We start from the raw sequence: 24,328 nt of genomic DNA on the forward strand, positions 1-24,328 counted from the left end.
TTTGGAGACGTCATCAGTATCAATGCTGAGGCACAAGATGCTGATGGAACTATCACACAGGTTGAGTTTTTCAACGGAACCTCACACATCGGTACCCTAAGCAGTGAGCCGTTTACCTTTGTATGGGGCAATGCACCACTTGGAAACCATTCCATCATAGCCAGAGCTACAGACGACAAAGGTGCTGTCGCAATCTCATCACCAATCAATATTCAGGTCAACGAAAAAACTAACATTGCTCCAACTATTAACATTACTTCACCTTCCAACAACTCAACCTTCACTTTTGGAGACGTCATCAGTATCAATGCTGAGGCACAAGATGCTGATGGAACTATCACACAGGTTGAGTTTTTCAACGGAACCTCACACATCGGTACCCTAAGCAGTGAGCCGTTTACCTTTGTATGGGACAATGCACCACTTGGAAATCATTCCATCACAGCCAGAGCTACAGACGACAAAGGTGCTGTCGAAAACTCATCATCAGTCAATATTCAAATAATTGAAAAAGAAAAAAATCCTAGTTTTAAGATTATTTCTCCTGAAGAAAAAATCAACTATTACAGAGATGATCAGTTACTGTTAAATGTTGAAATCTCGGAGGAATCTTCAGAAATAGTAAAAGTAGAGTACTTTAGGAATAACATTTTTATCGGTAGCCGAAACGATGGAAATTACGCTTATAATTGGAGAATCTCGATTATTGGAGACATAAATATCACAGCAATCGCTACAGATGTAAATGGAAAAACTGCTTCAGATGCAAGGTCTATACAAGTAACGGAAAGACCTAAAGAAACACTATTTGTGGAAATCACCTCTCCCTCAAATAACTCTACTTTTATTTATGGTGAAAACATAGTCATAAATGCAGATGTACTAGATCCTACTGATAATGAGACAAGAGTTGAGTTTTTTCAAAACAATATACTTATTGGGGAATCCCATGAATTCCCTTACCAAGTGGTGTGGATAAACCCACCATTAGGAAAACACACGCTTATTGCTAGAGTATCAAATAACAGAGGAAACAATTCATACTCAAATCCAGTAAGCATAAATGTTGTTCAAGATGAATCTATTCCAGAAATAGAATTAATAAGTCCAATATCGGATCAAATCTTTGATTTTGATGAAAATGTGGATCTAATGGTAATGTTTAATGGAGATACTAAAAATGTAAAGAGAATAGAATATTACGCTGGAAATAAACTTATTGCATCAGCTGAAGAATACCCTTATTTTTCAAAATGGGAGAAAACCAATCCAGGAGACCATATGATCTTTGCTAAAATCATCGGTAATGATCCAAACAAATACAAGCAAAGCAATTCGAATAAGATTACAATTAAAAATGAGTTAGATGAATCAGTCTTTAGGATCATTTCTCCAACAACACTTTCGGAACACAGCATAGGAACTGATCTTGAAATTAAGGTTCAAATTCCCAATTCTAATAAACCAATTGAAAAAGTCGAGTACTACCGAGGAAATACATTGATTGGTTCTTCCAATATTTTTCCTTACAATTTCATATGGGAAAATGCACCATTAGGAGAAGTAACTTTGATCTCAAGGCTTGTTTATTCAGACGGCAGCATTTTAATTTCTTTACCAATTAGAATTCACATCAAGGAAGTTCCACAAATTATTTTAAAAATAGAGCAAGGCAAGCATGAGTTTGTAAGTTCAGAAAATATCACTTTCAAGCCAGAATTTCTTCATTTTATTCATGAAATTGCTTTAGTTGAAATATTTGTCAATGGATCTTCTATCAACAAAATAGAATCACAACCATTCAGTTTTGATTTGACGAATCTAGCGTTTGGCATACATGAAATTTGGATTGAAGCTTTAGATAAAAATGGTAATAGGTATATTTCAGAAATAATAGAAATAACTATAAAAGAAACATCTTTTGAAGAATATTTAGAATTGACAGATTTCAAATTCGGTCCAAACCCAACTGTCAGGTATCTCAATCTATTCTTTGGCAATATAGCTGAAGAATTTAATGTTAAAGCTTCAATTTTTTCATTAAATGGTAACTTAGTAAAGTCATATGAATTTTTAATGAATAGTAATGAGGTCACACTTGATCTCGAAAACCTTATTTCGGGAACATATTTGTTAAGAATTCAATTCAACGGCAATTTAATTGCATCCAAACGCTTTGTAAAGCATTATTAATGACAATATTCCTTTAAAATGTTCTCAAAAAACACAGAGAGTTTGTTAAAATAATCATTAAATGGAATAATGAACAAAACCTTTATAAATCTATGTGAAGTTACTTACCTAAAGGATTCATATAGCATTATCAGCTAATGTCTTGGTTTAAATTAATCTAATTTTGACATTTTATGTCATCGAAATAGCAAGCAATTATAATCATTAACAACTTGTTCAAAAATATTTAAAAAACTATTTTATGTATTTAAAATACTTTTTTTGTTGTTTATTAATCGATATTTTTTGTAATTTTGGTTTCGATTAAACTAGGTCGCTCTTAAACTGAATATGAAAATCGCCATTATTACGAGGTCACAAAATGGAAGTCCAAAAATATTAGCAAGGTGTTTAAAAAGCATGTTGTCTAAACTAGGCCATGATTCATTTATTTATGAAAACCTTGCTTCTGTCAGACGGCTTTCAAGCTATGAGAATGTAAATTTCAAATATGGAAAATTCATATGGGGTATTTACAAGTTACTCCACAAAATTGAGGACTTTTTATTCTTTTCAAAACTTAAAAATTATGATGCGATAATTTTTTCGGAGACCATCCCGACAATGTTTATGAAAAGTGAATACGACATTGATAAGGTTAAAAAGATCACCAAGTCTAAGCCACTAATGCTATATGAAGTCTATTATGTAGGCAATGCTCCTACTATGGTCAAATTCCTAGAAGACAACAATGATCACAGCGAGGAAGTATTCGAATGGCATCTTGCAGTTTCGTCTACTACAGAAATCAAACAAACACCAAAAAAACCATGGAGTCAGATAGGTTTATTCTTAGAAGATGCTAACCTCAAGCCATGTAAAAAGGAAAGGCTACTTGCAATTATTGATTTTGAAAGAAAGGAATTCAAAAGTACCCGCGAAATGCAAATCCGGGTATTGGAAGAATTAAACATTCCATATATCTGTCTTGAAGGTAAATATGAAATTGAAGAAATACGAGATATTTATAGGAAATCTACTTTTTATTTTATGCAATCTAATGAATCTTTTGGATTGCCTATTGCTGAATGCTTGAGTTGTGGAAGTTTAGTATTTACAGAAGACAATTCTTGGCCAATGGCATGGAGACTTGATGAAAATCCTACAATTCATGGACCTGGAATACTTGCTGATTGCTTTGTAGAATATGGGACTGAAGAAAGCCTAAAGTCCATACTAAGAGAAATCGTAGCCACTTATGACTTAGATAACACTCCTTTTGAGGTCTTCAATAAATTCTATAAAAATTACCCAACATTCTATTCTGGAAACTTGAATGCGCTCAATGAGTCCTTAATATCAATCCAGAAGTTAGGTTTTCAATCAAAATAAGCAATTTTAAAAGACTCAAGTACATGAATATAGTTATCGTATCACCTTACATACCTTACCCTGTAAATCACGGTGGTAAAGTTGATATATACAATAGAATTCAAGCATTGAAACTTTTGGGGCATAAAGTGTTCTTCATAGCTTGGGTCAACAAACATGAAAGTGATAACGGAGTCGACTCCTTTCAATCTAAACTCGATTTAGAGGAAGTGTTTTATATAGAAAGGGGAAACAAATTACTTGGGATTTTCAAAAAAATTATTTTTAGTTTTAAGCAATCTTTCTTTGTAACTCAATGTGACATAACACCTACTAAAAAGAAAGAATTATTCGCAAGGTTAGAAGACTTCCAACCTGACTGTATTTTGATGGAAAGCATCTATTCGATCAATTTGGTAGACAAAATCAAAGAAAAATTTAACATTCCATATTATGTAAGGTCTCATAATATTGAACATATTTATATAAAAAAACAAGTAAGTGCATCTCAAAACTTGAAATCATATCTTAATTTTTTAAGTATTTCATTACACCTTAAATCTTTAGAGTTCAAAGTCTTAAAAAATGCAGAGGCTTTTCTTGATATTTCACAATCTGACTTATCGCTTTGGAAACAACAGGGACTAGAAAATGGAATTTGGCTTCCCCCAGTATTCCCAACCAATCATAAGATAGAGAATGGGAATAATGAAAGCTTTGAATTTGACATTGCTTACATAGGTAATTTAAGTATGCCAAATAATGTAGAGTCAATCCTTTGGTTTCTCAAATTTCCTTTGAAGGAAGTTGTAGAGCAATTACCAAACGTCAAAGTTTTAATAGCTGGATCTAATCCAAACAAGGCTTTAGAAAATTACATAAGTAATTTGAAAAATGTCACTTTAATGAAAAATCCTAAGGAAATCTTTGAAATCTATCAAAAATCAAAGATTATAATTAACCCCATAAAACTAGTAAGTGGTGTAAACATCAAAACAATAGAAATGCTCTATAATGCATATCATGTAGTTTGTACACCTGAAGCTATTCAAGGCCTCCCTTCTGATTTCAAATCTGTGTTTAACATCGCTGACCGAAATAAAGAGTTTAGTGAACAGATAATTAAGATATTATTAAAAAATGAAACTTTCGATCATAATTTAAAAAATAAGTTACAAAAGTATTTTTCATTAAGCTATTTCGAAGAGGTATTTGAAAAGGCCATATCAAATTAAAAGTATCAACAAAATAATAATATAAGTTTTAAGCTATTTTGACCCCCATCGATCACTTAATACCAATCAATAAAATGAAAATAACTGTAATCAGCAATGACTTAAGAGGATATTGGACGGAGAGGTTAATCTATCTAAATAACTACTTCAAAAATGAAAAGATAAAGCTCAATGCTATTCAACTATTTGGTAAAGGCTCTCCTTACGACTTTAATGAAAAATTAGAAATCCCTGATTTCGTTGAGACCCTATTTCCTGAAAGTTGTCCTGAAGAAGTCCCTAACGATCAGCTCATTTATAATGTAAATGAATCATTAAAATCCATAGATCCAGATTTTATAATCGCAGGACCTCCCGTATTTGCATCAGGGGCTATTGCCTTGAAATGGACTCTGAAAAACAAAAAGAGATTACTATTTTTTGACGATGCCATTCATTCATTCTATAAAAAAACCAGATTAGTAAATTTCATCAAAAAAAACCTTTATGATCAAGCTGATGCTATATTAGTTCCTTCCCCAGAATACATCTCAGAGTACAAAAACTGGGGTATTGATACACAAAAGCTATCTTTTGGATATAATTGTGTCAATAATGATAGATTTCATCCGAGCAAAACTAAGGAGTCACAAAATAACTGGATCATTTGTGTTGCAAGATTAGTACCTGTGAAAAACATAGAAGGATTAATAAGCGCATGGAAGAAGGTGGAAAAAAATTCAGATAACTATGAGTTGATCATTGTAGGTGACGGAATATTGAAAAAATCCTTGGAAAATCTTGCAGAAGAATTGAATTTAAAGAAAGTGAAATTCTTAGGATCTTTGAAGCCTATGGAAATACCTCAATTTTTGACAAAGTCCAAAGCCCTGATATTGCCTAGTTTTTCAGAAAGTTGGGGCTTAGTGGTAAATGAAGCTTTGGCATCTGGTCTTCCGGTCTTATTGAGCAACAAAGTGAATGCATGTAACACGTTATTGAAAAACAATGTAAATGGCTTCAGCTTTTCTCCAGAAAATCCTGAAGAAATTGCTGACACCATCATCAAATTCATACAGCTATCAGATGCAGAAAAGAATGAGATGAGCAAAAACAGCCTAGAAATAATCAATAATTTCAGTTATGAAAAATTCGCTAATAAACTGAAAGAAAGCATATTAAAAATAAAAAGTAATAATACAAAAAGGAAATTATTAGGACAGATTTTCTCTAAATTTTGGCATGGCAAAACTGATACCACTTCATGGGATAAAATCATATGAGCAATAGGTTCAAAAAATCACTTTCAATCCTTTGAAGATAAAGATCAAATTTTTCATGTATAGTATTTGACCTGATACTCCTAAACATCTGTCTTTCAACTGAATTTTTATAAGTTACACTTTTGCTCCTGCGGATTCATGTAAATTCTTAAAGAATCTTTCTTGGACGATTCTTTTACTATGAACTTGCTTTGCCAAACGTTTTGCATTATCCGTTATTTGAGTCCTAAGCTCTTTATTAAATAATAGAGTAGCTATCATGTCTACTAGTTTTTCTAATCGTTCTTCTGTAAGAACTTGAGCCCAACCTAAGTTCAAAGCATCATCAACAATAGCTGTGTCTTTGGGTGCCAAGATTAGAATTGGAGTTCCACTAATCATATATTCAGACGCTTTTGTTGGCATAGAATATTTGATGAAATCAATAGACTTTTTAGAAAAATCATATGGGAGAAAAAGTATGTCTGCACTCGAAAAGGCAGCTGGCAAATCAACATAGGGTACCTGCCTTTTATGATAAACATAATTATACTTATCAACCCAATTTGGCTTCTTTTCCGTTTGAATCACAAATTTCACCTGGGTCTTGTAAATCTGGTTTAATCTATTCACCGCATTTGCCATCATGATCAATGACTCATCAATACTTAACCCTACTCTACCAGCATATAGAATAGTAGGACTATCATTTAGGGCCATAAGTTGCTTTTGGTGTTGCCCCCAAAAATCATCGTCTACTGGATTGTGAAAAACATCCGATTTGATACCGTATCTACGAAGGTATTCTTTAGACATATAATCACTTATCGTAAAAACCTTATCACTTGCCTTAAGTAATTTTTCAAATTCTAATGCTATCTTTTTTTTCCAAATTAATTTTGAAATAAAAGATTGACCCGGAAGTGAAATCCAATCGTCCATCATGTGGAAAATAAATGGTAGGCCAAATTTATCTTTGATTTCCTGACAAAATCTAACTTCTTGTAAACTTTGTGCTTGGGCATAGATAATGTCTGGATCAAAATCCTTTATCCAGGAGATCAATTTTGGTGATAGTTTCAAGGAAAATATGCTATGATAAATTCCAGAATACCCTATAAAAGGAAAAAATACCTTATTCACCAAAGTACTTTTCAGGGTTGGTTTTTGTGGGATCTCAGCGAGACTCTCAGGATTAGGGAAACTTTTCCTTACTGAACCAGAGTGATTATTTGACCGCAATAGACTGAAAGGGAATAACCACTTTTGCTCTATCACACCAAGTTGATAATAGTGACGGCATTTTTCAAAATTTGTATTCGAATTAATTAGTTGAGCAGAACAGACAACAGCCACCTTATCCGAATCAATGCCTTCAAATAAATTTGACAAAGTAATTCCACCACCCGTATTATTATCAAATGGTTGATTTAGAATCAAAATTTTTGTTGATTGTTTCACTTAATTTCTAATTTGTTTTTTGAAATATTTATCAATTGACGCATCCGTCAAATTTCGTAAACTTTTGGAATAGCAAACCCCTACTCCTATCCACATGATCAAATAATTTAACGTAAAGGTATTGACTGACGAAGGATACATATTTAACAAGCCTATGAAAATCCATATCCCAAAGGCTTTTACCAATAAGTTCTTTGAAAAGAAAATTCCCAAAATAGAGGCTGGTATCATAATTAGAAAAAGTAATCCTAAACTAACCAATCCACCTTTCAGGATAATTTGAAGATAATCTGTTTCAATTATACCTCTAAATGTAGATGCCTCGCCATCCCAAACTATCCCAGGACAATAATACAAGCCATTGATTCCTCTACCTATCAGCCAATCAATGCCTTGCATATCTTCGTAAAAATTTAATTCAACATTACTTCTCGTATCTTCCAACCCTCTTTCTTTGATTGAGGACAAGAAGTCTGACTTGTCAAAAACTTCAGAGCCAACTAAGACTATCGAGCTGGCAAAAATTAAAAGAGTAACAAGCACAAAAGACCTATTGCTGCCTTTCATTAGGTAAATTACACCTGCAAACATAAGAATCATCAAACAATACAGCGCTAAACCTCTCCTAGCTTGATACAAAGCCATAGCTAAAATTACAGAAATTGTAACTCCTGAAACAAGTCTTAACTTTAAGCTGTGATAACGATAGGTCAATAAAACAAACCCAGCTGGCAGCCCCAATGTTCTTGAAAAAACCTCAGCCATTGCTATTGATTCTTGCGAACCTCTTTCTATCAATAAATTTAAAAAGGTAATTTCGTAAATAAGAAAGACTATTGATAATATATAAATAGCATCAAAGGTTTTTTTAATTAAAAGCTTTTTATTGGAAAACAAACAAACTATAGGGGCAAGATAAATAAACAAACCAAACCAAGCATCTATCAATAAATCCCTAATGGTGACAAAATCAAACAAAAAACCCCTAAAGACAACTGAGCATAAGTAAATAATATATAGGCCTATCATTACCTTAAAATAAATATTCTCGAACTTTAATTCGATCAAAAGAATACTTGAAGGCAAAAACATTAAAATACCCATTAATTGGATTGCACTACAAATTAAATTATGAACCATCCCAGTGGAAGTAAGCGTAAAACCCATGGTATATAAGATGAATCCCATGAAGAAAAAGTTCATGAGCCTCAATTCAGACAAAGTATGCTTTATGGGTAAGCTTTTGCTAACCTGTGTAAATACCTCCATAACTTAACGAGCTACCTGAAAGATTTTCTCAAATACTTCTTGATGATTTTCAATAATTTCTGAATCTGAAAACTTCCTATTCAAGGATCCAGAAATACCACTTTCTAGACATGAAATGATGCAATTTGCTAAATCATGCGAATCAAATTTTTTAGCTAAATATCCGTTTTTCTCGTGAATGATCATTTCGGGAACTCCACCAGTTTCAAACCCGACCACTGGAGTTTCACACTTTAAACTTTCGAGTACTGTTGTTGGTAAATTATCTTCCAGAGATGAGACTACAAATACATCCATTGAATTATAAGCCTCACAAATTTCATGTTCAGTAGACAGATATCCTGTGTAGTGTACTCTAAATGGAATTTGCTTCAAAATTTCTTTTGATAAATCACCTCCGAAAACTAAAACTTCGTACTTGGAAGTATCTTCAACGTTTTTCCCAATTATTTTCAATGCTTCAAGTAAATATCGAAACCCTTTATATGGACTATTTACATAGTTTGCCCCAAATCCAATCACTTTCGTTTCGTTCTTTATGAGATTTTTAGTCCTAAAAGGTTGATTTTTAAGCTTTTTAAAACTTCTTGAAACTGAATTGTAAATTTGAAATATACTTTTACCCTCTAGTAAGGATGCACTTTCAGCTTGTCGTTTCATCCAAACACTTGGGGAGATAAAATAGATATTGTCAAAACTTTTGAAAAATTTCATTTTTTTCTTGAAAAGCTTCTTCGCTCGATCTATTGGTTCTGATTTCTGTAAAATTTGACATTGACTACATGCTGTTTTGAATTTGTCACAGCCAAAAGTATAATGACAGCCACCAGTGAATGTAAATAAATCATGAAGTACAAAAACGATTGGTTTCCCAGTCTTTGCCAATGAAAACCAACTTTCTATACTCAGAAAACCGCCTAAAGCCCAATGGATGTAAATCACATCAGACTCGATCGTCATAGGATGCTTAGAAACATCAGTTCCAAGTATTGGAAATGTAAAACCACCCAAATCGAAGTTTATTTGACGGTTTAAAAAAGCTTGAATCTTAATATCAATTTCTGATTTGATCTTTGGTAGCTTACCGGATACTCCATGAATATTATCGTCTTCCAAATCCTTACTTCTATGCAAAGACAGAATTTTTGAGTCAATTCCATTTGATCTCATTAAATCATGCAAAGTCTTGGTATAATTACCAGATTTTGTAGTCGCATATTGCAAATGTAAAACCTTCATTTTCTGTTAATTATTTAAGCCAAAACCCCTTTTTATTTTTCACTACTATCATATAGTATTGAAGGGGGGCTAAAATTGCTCCATTAATATTAGCAATCAAGGCAGCTACAAATAATGCAAACACACCCAAGTTTAATTCGTTAATTAAATATATAGCTACTAGTATATATAGAAATGGACTAATTATACTCGACCAAAACTGAATTCTCAATGCACTAATTCCATTCAAAAACGACACATAAGTATTGCCAAATAGAAAAATACTAAAGAATATCAATCCCCAAAGTGACAACTTAAAGTCAATCTCTAAAGTACCTTCTCCCAACCATAAATTATAAATATCCTGAGCAAAGAAAAGCATAACCAGTCCTACCAACACTAAAATCAAATTAAGATAATTGTATTTTTTCACACTGCTTTTGATCCATTGCAAATCATTTTTCATAAATGCTTCAGTAGACGCTGACCAAAAAGGGGTCAAGAAAATTGCAAAAGCCATATTGAGTATTCCAAAATATCGATAGACTATATTAAAAGCTGTAACGTCCGTTGTTGAGAAATTTCTTGCAATAATGATATTAGCAGACTCATACTGAACGATGGCTGCAATCTGAATGATAAAAAACTTACCACCCAATTGAAACAAACTCTTCGCATGTTTGAAGTCTATATTCGATATAGAAGGTTTATAAGCTTTATACTTTTTGTTAAATAAAACATAATTTGCTAATACCAATACCAGAATCGGACTGATACAAAGTGCTAAACCTAAATTTATTAAGGAGCCTTCTGTCGTTGCTACGAGTAGGTAAATCGAGAGAAGAGCCATAAATTGACCTACAAGCTCGATGAAACTTGCTTTGGCTGGCTGCTGATCAGCTGTCAATATAGAAGTTACAGTCTTTAGAATAAACTGAAGACAGAAATAAGTGAACACTATGATAACCAATACAGAAAGCTCTGAAGTCATTGAAGCGTCTACTTTCAAGATTTCTGTCCAGTCTAAAAAGCTATTTGTAATCAAAAAAAGTACCCAGACAACAAAGAAAATCAACACCAAAGCCGCATATGTCGTTGATACATATACTTTTGCTTGTTTGGCATCTCCTACTGCTATGGCTTCAGCAAATTTATTTCTTAACCCTTGTGTTAAGCCAATATCAAAAAACGCAAACCAACCTACAATTGAGCTTAGGGTAAGCCATATTCCATACCTAGAAGGATTTACGTACTCAATAGTGAGGGGTACCATAGCCAAACTCATCAGAATACTCGCCCCCTTTATAAAAATGGAGCTCAAGATGTTTTTTTTGGCTTTTACGTTTCTGGTTCCTCCTCCATTCAAATATGATAATACCTTTTGGTATCCCAAACTTATATTTTGAATCATCACGTATAAGATCAAGTTAAAGCTGGTGCATAATCATAGCCATATCCGTAACCATTGACCACATTGACTCCATTAAGTATCAGCATTGGGTTCTTCAGCTTATCTTTTACCCCAAAATTAGAAAGAAAAGCCAAGTGATCTGAAGTTGTCATATTGGAACGTAACACATAAAGTGTAAGGTCAGCATACTTACAAAGTGCAAAAGCGTCTGGAACCATCCCTACTGGAGAAGTGTCAATGATTATATAATCAAACATTGCAGATAACTCATCCATTAGTGTATCTAATCGTGACATGCTAATAACTTCCGCAGGATTATGTACCAGTTTACCTGCACCGATATACCAAAAGTTATCTAGATCAGGATGCTTCTTCAGGATTCTGTTTAGGTCCTTTGTCTCTCCCAAAAGATACTCAATGATCCCTTCTTGCTCTTTAGGCATCTTTAAGCTTCTCAGAAGTGATGGTTTTCTTAAGTCAAATTCCAAAACAGCTACTTTTTTCCCAATCAAATTGAGGCTTGCTCCTAAGTTTAAACTACAAAAAGTTTTGCCTTCTCCAGCCATACTTGATGTAACTAGAATTATGCTGGTATCCTTTTCACCAATTGTGGAGAACACATTGGCTCTCAAGAGTCTAAATTGTTCTGCAACTGCGGATTTGCCGTTTACCGAAAATACCAGATTTTCATCCATATCATTTTTTGATATCTCTGAGATGACTGGAAGTTGAGTTATATTTTCAGCATCATTTTTACTATCGATTTTATTATCAAATAGATTTTTGATAAAGACTATCATGAAAGGTATTCCGAAACCCATTACAATAGAAAATATTAAAATTATAATTCTATTAGGTTTCACTGGAGCATAAGATGCCTTTGCTGTATCTATTATTCTTAAGAATGAATTTGAGGTGGCCGTCAATGACATCTGAGCTTCTTCATTCTTTTTATTCAACATTTGGAATTGCTCAAGTTTGATCAATCTTAATCTTGTGATCTCTTGTAATTCTCTCTCAATCTGTGGAATTTTTGAAGACCTCCCTTCATATCTCGATGAGTTAATTTCTAAATTCCTAACTGCAATTTGTAAACTAGATTTTAGGTTATTTAGGTTATCAACTATATTGGATCTTTGACTTGAAATCCTCGCATTCAAAGAAACCACAAGTGGGCTTGAAGGCTGAACATCCCTTAATAACCTTTCTTTTTCTCTTTGTAAGGAATTATAATTTTCAATTGCGCCAACTAATGCCACATCATTCAAAGTGAGCGCAGAAGGAATTGTTTTTGTATCTTCAGTTGAGCTGTTCTGTAGCAAATTCTGAATCGATTCTACCACTTGAATCTGTGTCCTGTAGTTCGAAATTTGGCTTCTATCATTAGCTGATCGTTCTAAATTTACTCTAGCTTCCGTATCGATATCACTAATCCTATTTTGACTTTTCAACCTCTCTATCTTGCTCTCAATAGAATCAATCTCCATCGCCAATTCATTCAACTGTGCAGATAAAAACGATACAGCCGTAGTGGCAGAGGAGTTCTTCTCTTCTTCCGTTTGAAGATTATACTTCTTAATTAAGCTATCTACTATTTCCACAGCTCTTTGCGGAATATTATCCAAAGTAGAAATCTCCAAAACACTTGATTGTCTATTTGTAGGCTCCACTACTAAGCCTTGGCTGTATGCTCTAGCCAGATCTTCACTACCATGAAAGTAGAATACAAAACTTTTTGATTCCAGTTCTGAGAAATCAAAACTATCATTCAGAGAAACTGAGAAATCACCAAAATGACCTGAAATTTGATCACCAAACTTGAATTTTTCACTTACATTACCGAAAGAAATCCTAAATGTCTTTTTATCCAAGACTTCCAACTTATACTCATCATTCTTCAGTTCATATTTCCAGTCTCTATTTTCCCAGTTAATAAGAATGGGGCTATCACTTTTGTAAAATTCTTTCTTTCGACCAAATTTATCAACCGAAAATACGGAAATCAATATATCCAAATCCTCAAGAACTCCTTTCATCAGCTGTACTGACTTGAATACTTCAATTTCATTTTCTATGATCTTTGAAGATCTATAACTATCAAATTCTTGCAACAAAGGATTGTCGGAAAAATCAACTCCTTTCTCTCTATCTTTGATAACTACTTTACTTGAAACTTGATACAATGGCATTGCATAAAACAAGTATGTCAATGCCAAGAACAAAGCTATAGATATACCTAAAAGGAAAAACCATTTATATTTTAAATATTTTCTAACGGTTTTCTTAGGATCAATTCCCCTCTCGAACCCAAAGCCGTCAAGCAATACATCTGAAACTTTCATCTTAATTAAATAAGTTTTGATAATTAAATATGACAGCGACTAGTATAGATGAAGCAACTGTTATCACAGTAATTAAGGTAGTGTTATTATTGGTATCTTTAAGTTTACGCGGATCAGGTTCAATGTAAACAATATCATTTTGCTCCAAATAATAATATGGTGATGCTAATACATCCTTTTTATTGAGGTTCACCCTATACACGTTTCGCTTGCCACCCTCATCTCTCATCACAAGTACATTTTCTCTTTTGCCATAAGGAGTTAAATCTCCTGCTAAACCTATCGCTTCAAAAATATTGATACGTTCACTAGATATTAAAAAATTTGAAGGCCTATTAACTTCCCCTATAACAGTAACTCTAAAGTTTGCTATTGTCATATTTACACTAGGTTCCTTAACATGCGACTTCAGCCTAAACTTCATCTCCTCTTTTGCCTCTTCTATGGTAAGACCAGTCAAACTTATTGCACCCAATATAGGGAATTCTATTTGACCCTTTGAGTTTACTAAATAAACATTGTTATTTCCAGGATTTGGTCTTGTCTCGGCACCATTTTCCAACTCCTCGTGCTCTTGGATATAACCACTGTTGAACATCAAATTGGACTCAACACTTGGACTGGTCACTTCTATTCTTAACCTATCGTATGGTTTAATTTTCACTTCGGAAAATTCATCGATTTGAATAGAATAGTCTGAGTTTGATTCAATGTCACTAAAATAGGTCAAGTTTCTTTTAGCACAAGAACTCGCCACCAACATGATCACTAGAAGCTTAAAGATAGACACCCTCATAACACAATTAAAATTAGCCCTGTAGATTTAATTAATTTATATCACAAACGTAATACATTAATCTGTATATAAAAAGCATTTCAATATATTTAATTATCAAGAAAATGTTATCATTTCACTTCCACACTCCAGCATAAAACATTAAAAACATAGCCCAAAATAACATTCCAGGCTAAGTTCCAAATTAAACTACATCTATCTAAATCTTCACTATTCTTGCTGCATCAAAATGTGATGTCCTGACTTGATAAGATCTAGGTCTTTTCTAAACAATGCCACATCTGAAAGGACCATTTCACTTACCAAAGACTTAAGGTCATACTTTGGATACCACCCAAGCTGCTTATTTGACTTTGTCGGATCACCTATCAAAAGATCCACTTCTGTCGGCCTAAAATAAGCAGGATCTACCCTTACTAATACATCACCAAGGTTTACTTTGTGCTCAACTAATGCTACATTATGAGCCAATTTCTCATAATCTATCGAGTCTAGTATACCTACTTCGTCTACACCCTCTCCCTCAAATCTAAGATTGAAACCTACCTCTGCAAAAGCCAATGAGATAAAATCTCTAACTTTTGTCGTAACACCTGTAGCGATAACATAATCTGAAGGCTTATCCTGCTGTAAAATCAGGTACATGGCCTCCACATAGTCCTTAGCATGGCCCCAGTCCCTCTTTGCATCAAGATTACCCATGTATAAGGTATCTTGAAGACCAAGAGCAATTTTAGATACCGCTCTTGTGATTTTCCTTGTCACAAAAGTCTCTCCCCTCAATGGCGATTCGTGGTTAAATAGTATTCCATTACATGCATACATATCGTAAGCCTCTCTGTAGTTCACGGTAATCCAGTAGGCATACATCTTTGCCACCGCATAGGGAGATCTAGGATAAAATGGCGTAGTCTCAGACTGAGGAACTGCCTGTACCAATCCGTATAACTCAGAGGTAGAGGCTTGATAGATCTTCGTCTTTTTCTCCATACCCAGAAGTCTAACTGCTTCCAGAATTCTCAATGTACCAATGCCATCCGCATTTGCAGTGTACTCAGGAATATCAAAGCTAACTTTCACGTGACTCATCGCTGCCAAATTATAAATTTCGTCTGGTTGAGTCTCTTGGATGATCTTGGTTAGATTCATAGAATCTGTCATGTCACCAAAATGAAGTTTGAAATTTCCATTTTCTGAATGAGGGTCTTGGTACAAATGGTCGATTCTATCGGTATTGAAAAGTGATGTTCTTCTCTTGATCCCATGAACCATGTAGCCTTTTGAAAGCAACAATTCAGATAAATATGCGCCATCTTGGCCTGTCACACCTGTAATCAGTGCTACTTTCTTTTTGTTTTGTGAATTTTCCATGATATATGTCTGCACGAAATAGGTTAGCTAATTTTTACTTTTTTAAGATTGTATGAATTCTCCAGGTACCATTCATAGGTTTCTATAATACCCTCCTTGAGACTGGTCTTTGCCTCCCAGCCAAGGGTTTTCATTTTGGAAACATCCAGCAATTTTCTAGGCGTACCATCTGGCTTACTGTCATCCCAGATGATATCCCCACTATGGCCTACTATCTGCTGAATCATCAAAGCAAGCTCTTTAATCGTAATATCCACCCCTGTACCTACATTATAAAGGTTGTCTGGAAGCTCATTTTCCAATGCAAATGTCACCGCAGCAGCAAGATCATCTACATGCAAAAACTCCCTCATTGGGGAACCTGTCCCCCATAAGATTACAGGTTGGTTACCCTGCTGCTTTGCCTCATAGAATTTGGTAATCATGGCTGGCAACACATGCGAAGTTTCAAGATCAAAATTATCTCGTGGGCCATAGAGGTTAGTAGGCATCAAACTACTATAATCTTTCCCAAATTGTTTCCGAACATACTCGCATGCCTTTACGCCAGCTATTTTTGCTAATGCATAGGCTTCATTTGTCGCTTCAAGCTCTGAGGTAAGTAAATAATCCTCCTTGATAGGTTGTGGTGAAAATTTCGGGTAGATACAAGAGCTTCCCAAAAAGATAAATTTCTCACAATCATTAAGTAAAGAAAACTCTATCAGGTTATTTTGAATCTTGAGATTATCTATCAAAAATTGATAAGGATAATCTCTATTCGCTAGGATACCCCCAACACGAGCCGCTGCATCGATTACTACTTTTGGTTTTTCTTGAGAAAAGAAATATTCAACCTCAAGTTGATTTCGTAAGTCAAGTTCACCAGACCTACGAGTGACTATGTTTTCATAGCCAAGCGATTTCAAGTGATTCACAATAGCAGAACCTACCATACCGCGGTGACCTGCCACATATATTTTGCTTACTTTATTGATCATTATCGCAAATATTTAGGGTTCTCCAATTCCAATCTTTCATATACTTTTTTGACATCTTGTGCTTTTTCTTTATGAAGTACTAAAATCGCATCTTCTGTCTCCACTAAAATCACATTCTCTACACCCACAAACTCAACCAACTTACTGGAATTTAACACCATGTTTGATTGAATCTTTCTTTGATCATCTGCTGGAGCTGCATCATATATTGCTTGAAAACTACCCATATCAGACCATTCAAAAAAAGAAGGTATCACTTTGATCTTGTCGGTACGCTCCATCACAGCATAATCCACACTGATCGATGGTATCTCTCTGGAAATCAAATCATTCATATATATCCCATTTCTCTTGACATACACCTTCTGACTTTTTTCAAACACCACCGGTTCATACTTCTTCAATTCCTCAAGAAAGACCCCTGCTTTGAAACAAAACATTCCACTGTTCCACAAGAACTTACCAGATTCTAAAAACATTTGCGCTAGATCTTCTGAAGGCTTTTCTCTAAAGGAAATCACTTCATTCCCTTCATGCTCAACATACCCAAACCCAGTCTCAGCATGCTTTGGCTTGAGCCCAAATGTCACTATGTGATCATCTGATGCCATTTGAATAGCTTGACTCACCGCATTTCGATAATCTTCATCCACCTTGATCAAATGATCAGATGGTGTAATCAATAAAATATCATCTGGATTTGCTGCAAAAGCTGCAAAAGCTATGGCTGCTGCGGTATTGCGTGGACAGGCTTCTACCAATTCAGTATATCTTTCAACTTGCATTTTGCGCATAATATCTCTTGATAACTGATAGTTATCGATACCTCCAACCACACAAATTTCTTCACAAAAGGCAATGTTCCTCTCTATGGATAGTTCAAACAAGGACCTTCCATCAAATAGGGGGAGGTATTGCTTTGGCCTGGATTTTCTAGACAAAGGCCAAAGCCTACTACCTACTCCTCCAGACAAGACTACATTGACAACTTTCATAAAATTGAGATAGAAATAGTGACGGTTATACAATACTTTTTCAATGGCATAAAATTAATACAATGATTTTAAAAAACAAATTTTTGTATTCAAAATACATTTTATTATTTTTAATAAACAATTGTTAGTCATTTTACTTATAAAATTTTCAGGTAAAATATTACCTTATCAGTATATTTACTACCTATTTCAATTAACTTAAATCGGTTTAGCTTTACCCCTTCTGAAAAAATTCACTCTTTCATCCAAAAGTTCAGCATAAGATTTAGAATTATAAAAGCTGGCTTGCCTGATAACTACATTAAATGATTTAATTGATGTGATTTTTTTGAATGAAAAACTATGTCTCGAAAATGGTTTACCTTAACTTTCTAAGAGTTAATTCTTTCCATTTTCATAAAATCCCATACATCAAACTTCAATGAAGGTTGCTTTTCACTCGCCAAAGCAATGCTTAGAATGTAATCCGGTAAAACTTCACAAGTAACACTAGTCCAGTGACTAAAACCAAGGTCTCTAGTAAGGCCGAAGAAATTTGAACCAAAATTGACAGGTACTGCTTGAGGGGGAATAGAAAAACCATAACCTACAGCTTTCAAAAAAGCTTCCTTCCTGGTCCAATATTGAAAAAAAGTCAGCAATGAATTTTCTGAAAGCTGAATATGATCAATTTCATCCGGCTGAAAGACCAGATCTAACAATTCTTCATACTCAAAAGTCGGTGATACAAATTCAATATCTATTCCTAAGGGCACCTTCTCCCCTACAGCAAGATAAATATAATCCCCTGAGTGTGTCAAATTAAACTGAAGCTCTATATTCCTCAAAAACGGCTTACCAAACTCGCTTTGCCCAAATTGAATTTCTTTTGGAGGTATATTCAAATATTTTGATAAAATACTCCTCACTGCAATTTGAGAAATCAACTTTCTATTCTTGTCCTCAGACATATAATATTTTCTAAAAAGCTCTTGCTCATCAGGGGGTAAAAAATCCAAATAACCTAAAGATTTAGCATAATCTACGACTGATTGATGTGGAAGGTCGGAGTAGGCAGGAATCTGCCATACTCCAATCTTTTCACAATCAATCCCATCGTTTGGACTGTTATCGAAATCAGTTATCAAGTCACATTTCAAAGAAATCCCCACCTGTCCCTGTTGTTAATGTTATTAATATTAATCTCTAATAAGGACAAACTCTAAGGATTTTGCCATTACTTCAATATTTTCAGAATCGAAAACTTTGTGATGATCCCCTTGAATCAAAGCTACTTCCACTTCAGAAGCATATTCAACCCAACCAAACGTCTCAAAGTCAGGCAGCCAATTATATTGGTCTTTTGATTTTAGCAGCACCACCTTTATATCCATTGGCTGGATGTGATGTATACTTAATGCTTTATACAAGGATCTTTCGATATACTTAAATCTTCTGATCAAAGGATCCAAATTTGAATCAATATCTTTACCTAAGATTGAATTTACAACTTGATTTAAATTTACAATAAAATCATATAGTAGCTTATGATCTTTATATAGCCTTGGGCTTTTTATCAATAGTTTCAAATTGAAAAACCTCTTCTTCAAAAATGTAGCCACTTTTGCTCTAATTTCAGAAAATTTATTCGGGAAATCTTGCGACTGATCAGCATAAGCCTCAATCATCAATACCCTAGAAATGTTGATCCCATAGTCTTCTCTCAATATTCTGACCATTTCAAATGCCACGATTCCACCAAATGAGTAGCCTGAAATTTCTACATCTCCTTGAGGATGAAATCTCAAAAGCTCTTCCACATAGTGCCTTGCCATAGCTTCAATAGAATCTAATGGCTCATCTGTACCATTGAGCCCTTTGGCTTGGATGCCATATATAGGCTGATCAGGATGCAAATAATTTTTTAAATTATAAAAAAACAAAACATTCAAACCTGCTCCATGAACAATGTACAAAGGCCTTCTCGAGCCTGTCGTCTTGATTGGGACTATACAAGACCAAGCTTCCGAATGAGATTCTTCAGCTATTTTTGAAGCCAGAGAGGCAATCGTAGGATAGTGAAAAAGCGTGGATATCGATACTTTCACCCCTAATTTCTCATCGATTTTGGACATTACCTTCACAGCCAATAGCGAGTGGCCTCCAAGTTCGAAGAAATTGTCGTGTAATTTCACCTTTGAAACCGCTAATGTCTCTTTCCAAATTTCAGCTAGCCCAAGTTCTAATGTGGACATTTCTTCAATGTTTTCTGAGTCCTCCACAACTATTGATTCTGGCAAGGGAAGCTCCTGCTTGATAATTTTGCCATTTTGTGAAAGTGGAAAAGCATCCATTTGCACAAAATGAGAGGGGATCATAAAGCTCGGCAAAGACTCCTTCAGCGAATCCTTTATTTTTGAAAAATCAACTTGAATCTGATTTTTGAAGGGCTCTCTTATAAATTTCTCACGCTTATCAGTAAACTCAGACACAGGAGGCAATACATCCAAATAGTTTGATGAAAGTGGAATAAGACACATTTCTAGCATATTGTCTACCCCATCGTTCTGGTGCCTGATATGTGCTCTGTAACCATTCTCATCAGCAATCGCCCACAATGCTTCTAAAGAAAAGGAATCCACAGCCTGCCCAGACGCTCTAACAAAGTCTCCAACTTTACCTGACTCATTCGCCTGATTGATAAAAGTATAGAACTTGAAGTCCTCAGCTGCCCTGATGTTTGGGAGATTTTTAATCAAAATAGTCTTTCCATTTTGATTGTTTAAATACTGTCCGATTGAAGACAAATCAGAAGAAAAACTTGACCAATCTAGAACAACATCCATTGTTTGATTAGATTTACTTCCTCCTTTGTATAGCCAAATATCATAATGGTACTTAGTGGTCTCATTGAGACTAGTACCCTCTCTTAATTGAACATCTATGGCAGAAATTTCTGGAAAAACTTCCTTGAGGTGATAGAAGAATGAAGGGTCTGCCGTAAGCTCGTCTTCTACCAATACTCTCCTACTCACTACCTCTCTGAAGGACAATATAGACATGTCCGACTTCACATTTCGCAATTGATCAAATGCATGGTACATTTCCAAGGTACTAGCACTTTGCATATCACCTATAAAAAGACAACCTCCATCGGAAAGCGTATTTAAGCTGTTCTTGATTGTATCAAGAAGGTACTTCGAACTTGGAAAATATTGCGCAACACTGTGAATAATAACCAAATCAACAGAACCAGCATCCGCAAAAGAAAAATCATGAGCGGGAGATACCTCTGCACGAAGTTTACCTTTCAAATCAGGCTTGCTGGCAATTTTTCGATTAAGGTTATCAATGGCTGTAGAAGCATAATCTGTGGCAACATATGAATCAACTTCTGGCGCTAGCTCCAAAGCAATTTGACCCGCTCCCGAACCTACCTCTATTACTTTTTTTGCTTTTAGTCTTTTCAGCCTCTTTATGGATTGACTTTTCCACTCCACGGCTTCTTGCTCCAGATTTGCATCACTTCCAAGGACTGATGCAATGACAAAATCTAGATCTCCGTTTTCAATTCCCCTATTATCGATTTCTCTCTGTCCCTCATCATATACATTGTCCCACTTTTGCTTCCATGAAGCCAGCTCACTTTCTTCATGGATTTTTTCAGGTACGACATACGCAATTAGATGCTGCTCATCATCTATAACTTTCATATCGACCAAAGCATCTTTGACTTGTGGGGAAGAAATGATTTTGTTAGATATCTCATCTAACTCTATTCTAAAACCTCTGAATTTCACTTGCTGATCCTTCCTGCCAAGGCAAAAAAGCTCTCCATTCACATCATACTTCCCCAAATCTCCAGTTTTGAAAAGACGTAGATCTAAATCGGTAAAAAAAGGATCTTGGATGAATTTCTGTGCATTCAACTCAGGCCTGTTGATGTACCCTTGGCCGACACCCTGTCCAGAAATATAAAGCTCCCCAACCTGACCATTTGGGAGAATATTCCCATAATCATCTACGACATAAACATTTGTACCGATGATAGGCTTTCCTATAGATATAGGCTGCCCTTTTGTTTTGATTTGTTTTATAGTAGAAAATACTGTGGTCTCTGTAGGTCCATAAATATTCCATAAAGAACTTACCCTATCTACTAGCTTATCAGCCACATGAACTTCTAAAGGTTCTCCTCCACTAATTGCTTTAAGTTTTGGGAACGGATTTACCCAACCCTGCCCTAGCATCATCTTCCAGTGTGAGGGTGTTGCAAACATCACGGTGATTTGATGCTTCTGAATCACATCCAGCATTATAGCTGGATCCCGCCTCTCAAAATTATCCAACAAATATGTCTGAGCACCATGAACATAGGGCAAAAACAATTCAAGTATCGAAATATCAAAAGAATTAGAAGTCACTGCCAAAAACACATCCTCACTTACAATACCAGGAGTCTGACTTACATTCATCAAAAAACTGTGCAAGTTACCATGGTCAAGCACTACACCTTTAGGATTTCCTGTAGATCCTGATGTGTAAATGATGTAGGCTGGATCACTTTCTTTCAATGAAATGGAAAGATTTGCAGCCTCTAAATCTACACTTTGACTTATCGCCTCTTCATAGCAAACAGCTTGTGAAACTTCTTCAAATTTCTGTTGATTTTTATGATCAATGAAGGCTAGCTTTGCCTCAGCATCATTTAAAGTAAAACTGATCCTACTGACTGGATAATCAGTATCTATAGGTAAATATGCAGCACCTGCTTTCAAAATAGCGAAAATAGCAACAATCATTTTCTCAGAACGCTCCATAACAACCCCGATCCTGTCACCTTTTTTCACACCATTGTGGATCATGTGTCTGGCAAGTCTATTGGAAGACGCATTGAGCTGCTGGTAGGTCAATGGCTTGTCTTTGAAAATCACTGCAACCTTATTGGAAAACTTCGCAACAGCCTCTTCCACCATTTCAACCACTGGCACGAAGTCTTCTATTCTCTTAAATTCTATTGATGAATCTTGAACAATCCTGACTGGTTTATTCTGTATCAATTTAGAAACCTGCGATACTTCTGTATCCAAAATTTGATTAAATAAGCCAATCAATTGCTCTGACCAAAAGTGAATCGTATCAGCTGTATACAAATCTGGGTTATAAGACCATTCTAAGGCCAATTTCTCTTTTGTCTCGAATAAATTCAAAAACAATTCAAAGTTCTCAAACTTTCTAGGATTGGTATGAATTGAGAAATCCAAACCATAAAACTCAAGCTGGTCATCCATTCCCAAATCAACATTGAAAACAACTGGAACCACTGGTATTTCATTCGGCTTCCGTGCTATTCTCATTTGTTTTAGCAAAGTTCCAAAAGTGATCTGCTGATAGTCTAATGCTTGGTTTAGCTTCTTTCTCCTTTCTTTTAAATATTCTTTAAAAGAGAGGCGCTGCTCTATTCGAACAGGAAGTGGCAAAAGATTGACACAATGCCCCATCAAATCATACTGTTCGGTAATCACCTGGCCCGCAGAAGGAAGACCAATTAAAAAATCTCGCTGATTGGAGATTTTCGCCATGAGTAACTCAAAGCATGAAAGCATCAAATTAAAAAAGCTTACTCCATTAATTTTTGCAAAAGATTTGAGCCTTTCGGCCATTTCTGGCTCAATTGTAGTATCTATTCTTCGACCATTAAACGATCTTGAAATAGACCTTTCAAAATCCGTAGGTAAACTTAAGCTTATAGGATCAGAACCTATTTCCTTTTTCCAAAAATCTAAATTGTTTAAAAATTCAATGGAATTAAGAAATTTCTTTTCTTCATCACTATACCTGCTATAGGAGGGAGCTAATGGCAATTGCAATGAAGATCCTTGAAAATAAGCATTATAAAGTTTAGAAATATCTCTTAAAAACACACCTGTAGACCAACCATCACACACAATATGATGTGCGGTAAAGATCATGCAAATCGATTCGTGTGAAGTTTGAATAAGTGTAATATGATACAAGGGACCATTGACCAAGTCAAATGAATGCATCACTTCCTCATTGATCAGTTCTTTGAGTATCTTCTCCTTATTCGGCTCATCGAATCCCTGCAAGTCAATAAACTCCACAGGGTCAACATTTTCTTTGACAACATAACTTTGTCCATCTTCAGAAAACACAGCTCTCAATACATCATGCCTTAGAACTGTATCTCTAATTGCTTTTTTCAAAGCTGATATATCAAGATACCCTTTAAGCTCTAATGTAATAGACTCATTGAAAGCTCTATTGGCATCACTCCCTCCAATGATGCAGCTTAGCCAAATTTCTTGCTGAGATTCACTAGTAAAACAAACCCTTGACCCTGTATTCGATTCCATTATAATTTTCATGCCTTTGTGTAAAAATAATTCCTCACTTGTACCCCTTAAACTTTCTTGATCATCAAAATCACCTTCAATGATTCCATTTAAAACTAATCTTACTTACT

At 34.9% G+C, this 24,328-nt stretch carries 15 protein-coding genes; 4 read left to right on the forward strand and 11 right to left on the reverse strand.

The annotated features are described in order from the left end of the window. The 4 genes from MM239_RS15605 to MM239_RS15620 form a co-directional block, all read left to right on the forward strand. Positions 1-2,193 (forward strand): Ig-like domain-containing protein (locus MM239_RS15605; protein WP_241349185.1); only part of this gene is annotated, 2,193 nt, incomplete at its 5' end. 399 nt (positions 2,194-2,592) lie between these two features. Further along, positions 2,593-3,564, forward strand: a complete 972-nt coding sequence (locus MM239_RS15610; protein ID WP_241349186.1) for a hypothetical protein — start codon at positions 2,593-2,595, stop codon at positions 3,562-3,564. A 209-nt stretch (positions 3,565-3,773) separates the two neighbouring features. After that, positions 3,774-4,778 carry a glycosyltransferase gene (locus MM239_RS15615; RefSeq protein WP_241349187.1) on the forward strand — a complete coding sequence of 335 codons (1,005 nt, stop codon included), beginning with the start codon at positions 3,774-3,776 and terminating at the stop codon, positions 4,776-4,778. 74 nt (positions 4,779-4,852) lie between these two features. Continuing rightward, entirely contained in the window at positions 4,853-6,040 is a 1,188-nt protein-coding gene (locus tag MM239_RS15620) for a glycosyltransferase family 4 protein (protein ID WP_241349188.1), read from the forward strand. 114 nt (positions 6,041-6,154) lie between these two features. On the opposite strand, the gene MM239_RS15625 is transcribed toward MM239_RS15620, so the two are convergent. From MM239_RS15625 to MM239_RS15675, 11 genes are all read right to left on the reverse strand, one after another. Further along, a complete protein-coding gene (locus MM239_RS15625; RefSeq protein ID WP_241349189.1) occupies positions 6,155-7,480 on the reverse strand; it encodes a glycosyltransferase in 1,326 nt (441 codons plus the stop codon). Next, positions 7,481-8,245 carry a hypothetical protein gene (locus tag MM239_RS15630; protein ID WP_241349190.1) on the reverse strand — a complete coding sequence of 255 codons (765 nt, stop codon included), beginning with the start codon at positions 8,243-8,245 and terminating at the stop codon, positions 7,481-7,483. A gap of 507 nt (positions 8,246-8,752) precedes the next feature. Next, the gene (locus MM239_RS15635) at positions 8,753-9,988 is read right to left on the reverse strand and encodes a glycosyltransferase (protein ID WP_241349191.1); all 1,236 of its coding nucleotides are present in this window, start codon (positions 9,986-9,988) and stop codon (positions 8,753-8,755) included. Positions 9,989-9,998: 10 nt separating this feature from the next. Next, a complete protein-coding gene (locus MM239_RS15640; protein ID WP_241349192.1) occupies positions 9,999-11,378 on the reverse strand; it encodes an MATE family efflux transporter in 1,380 nt (459 codons plus the stop codon). Between the two features lie 11 nt (positions 11,379-11,389). Next, positions 11,390-13,720 carry a GumC family protein gene (locus tag MM239_RS15645; RefSeq protein WP_241349193.1) on the reverse strand — a complete coding sequence of 777 codons (2,331 nt, stop codon included), beginning with the start codon at positions 13,718-13,720 and terminating at the stop codon, positions 11,390-11,392. Between the two features lies 1 nt (position 13,721). Next, entirely contained in the window at positions 13,722-14,516 is a 795-nt protein-coding gene (locus MM239_RS15650; RefSeq protein ID WP_241349194.1) for a polysaccharide biosynthesis/export family protein, read from the reverse strand. Positions 14,517-14,726: 210 nt separating this feature from the next. Further along, complete coding sequence (gmd, locus tag MM239_RS15655) at positions 14,727-15,887, reverse strand: GDP-mannose 4,6-dehydratase (protein ID WP_241349195.1); 1,161 nt, start codon at positions 15,885-15,887, stop codon at positions 14,727-14,729. A gap of 23 nt (positions 15,888-15,910) precedes the next feature. After that, positions 15,911-16,867, reverse strand: a complete 957-nt coding sequence (locus MM239_RS15660; RefSeq protein ID WP_241349196.1) for a GDP-L-fucose synthase family protein — start codon at positions 16,865-16,867, stop codon at positions 15,911-15,913. Further along, the gene (locus tag MM239_RS15665; protein ID WP_241349197.1) at positions 16,867-17,862 is read right to left on the reverse strand and encodes a mannose-1-phosphate guanylyltransferase; all 996 of its coding nucleotides are present in this window, start codon (positions 17,860-17,862) and stop codon (positions 16,867-16,869) included. Before MM239_RS15665 ends, MM239_RS15660 begins: the two co-directional genes overlap by 1 nt. A gap of 371 nt (positions 17,863-18,233) precedes the next feature. Continuing rightward, positions 18,234-19,013, reverse strand: a complete 780-nt coding sequence (locus MM239_RS15670; protein ID WP_241349198.1) for a 4'-phosphopantetheinyl transferase family protein — start codon at positions 19,011-19,013, stop codon at positions 18,234-18,236. A 27-nt stretch (positions 19,014-19,040) separates the two neighbouring features. Next, positions 19,041-24,230, reverse strand: coding sequence for a non-ribosomal peptide synthetase (locus MM239_RS15675; RefSeq protein WP_241349199.1), 5,190 nt, complete (start codon positions 24,228-24,230; stop codon positions 19,041-19,043). Between the last annotated feature and the right edge of the window lie 98 nt (positions 24,231-24,328).

Origin of the sequence: Belliella filtrata, from assembly GCF_022549775.1 — a bacterium.
Lineage (GTDB): Bacteria > Bacteroidota > Bacteroidia > Cytophagales > Cyclobacteriaceae > Belliella > Belliella filtrata.

Excerpts from the sequence above, each read along its gene's own strand:
- MM239_RS15650 (WP_241349194.1), bottom strand. The coding sequence starts at position 14,516 with ATGAGGGTGTCTATCTTTAAGCTTCTAGTGATCATGTTGGTGGCGAGT.
- gmd (WP_241349195.1), bottom strand. The coding sequence starts at position 15,887 with ATGGAAAATTCACAAAACAAAAAGAAAGTAGCACTGATTACAGGTGTG.
- MM239_RS15640 (WP_241349192.1), bottom strand. The coding sequence starts at position 11,378 with ATGATTCAAAATATAAGTTTGGGATACCAAAAGGTATTATCATATTTG.
- MM239_RS15675 (WP_241349199.1), bottom strand. The coding sequence starts at position 24,230 with ATGAAAATTATAATGGAATCGAATACAGGGTCAAGGGTTTGTTTTACT.
- MM239_RS15620 (WP_241349188.1), top strand. The coding sequence starts at position 4,853 with ATGAAAATAACTGTAATCAGCAATGACTTAAGAGGATATTGGACGGAG.
- MM239_RS15635 (WP_241349191.1), bottom strand. The coding sequence starts at position 9,988 with ATGAAGGTTTTACATTTGCAATATGCGACTACAAAATCTGGTAATTAT.
- MM239_RS15630 (WP_241349190.1), bottom strand. The coding sequence starts at position 8,245 with ATGGCTGAGGTTTTTTCAAGAACATTGGGGCTGCCAGCTGGGTTTGTT.
- MM239_RS15660 (WP_241349196.1), bottom strand. The coding sequence starts at position 16,867 with ATGATCAATAAAGTAAGCAAAATATATGTGGCAGGTCACCGCGGTATG.
- MM239_RS15645 (WP_241349193.1), bottom strand. The coding sequence starts at position 13,720 with ATGAAAGTTTCAGATGTATTGCTTGACGGCTTTGGGTTCGAGAGGGGA.
- MM239_RS15610 (WP_241349186.1), top strand. The coding sequence starts at position 2,593 with ATGTTGTCTAAACTAGGCCATGATTCATTTATTTATGAAAACCTTGCT.
- MM239_RS15665 (WP_241349197.1), bottom strand. The coding sequence starts at position 17,862 with ATGAAAGTTGTCAATGTAGTCTTGTCTGGAGGAGTAGGTAGTAGGCTT.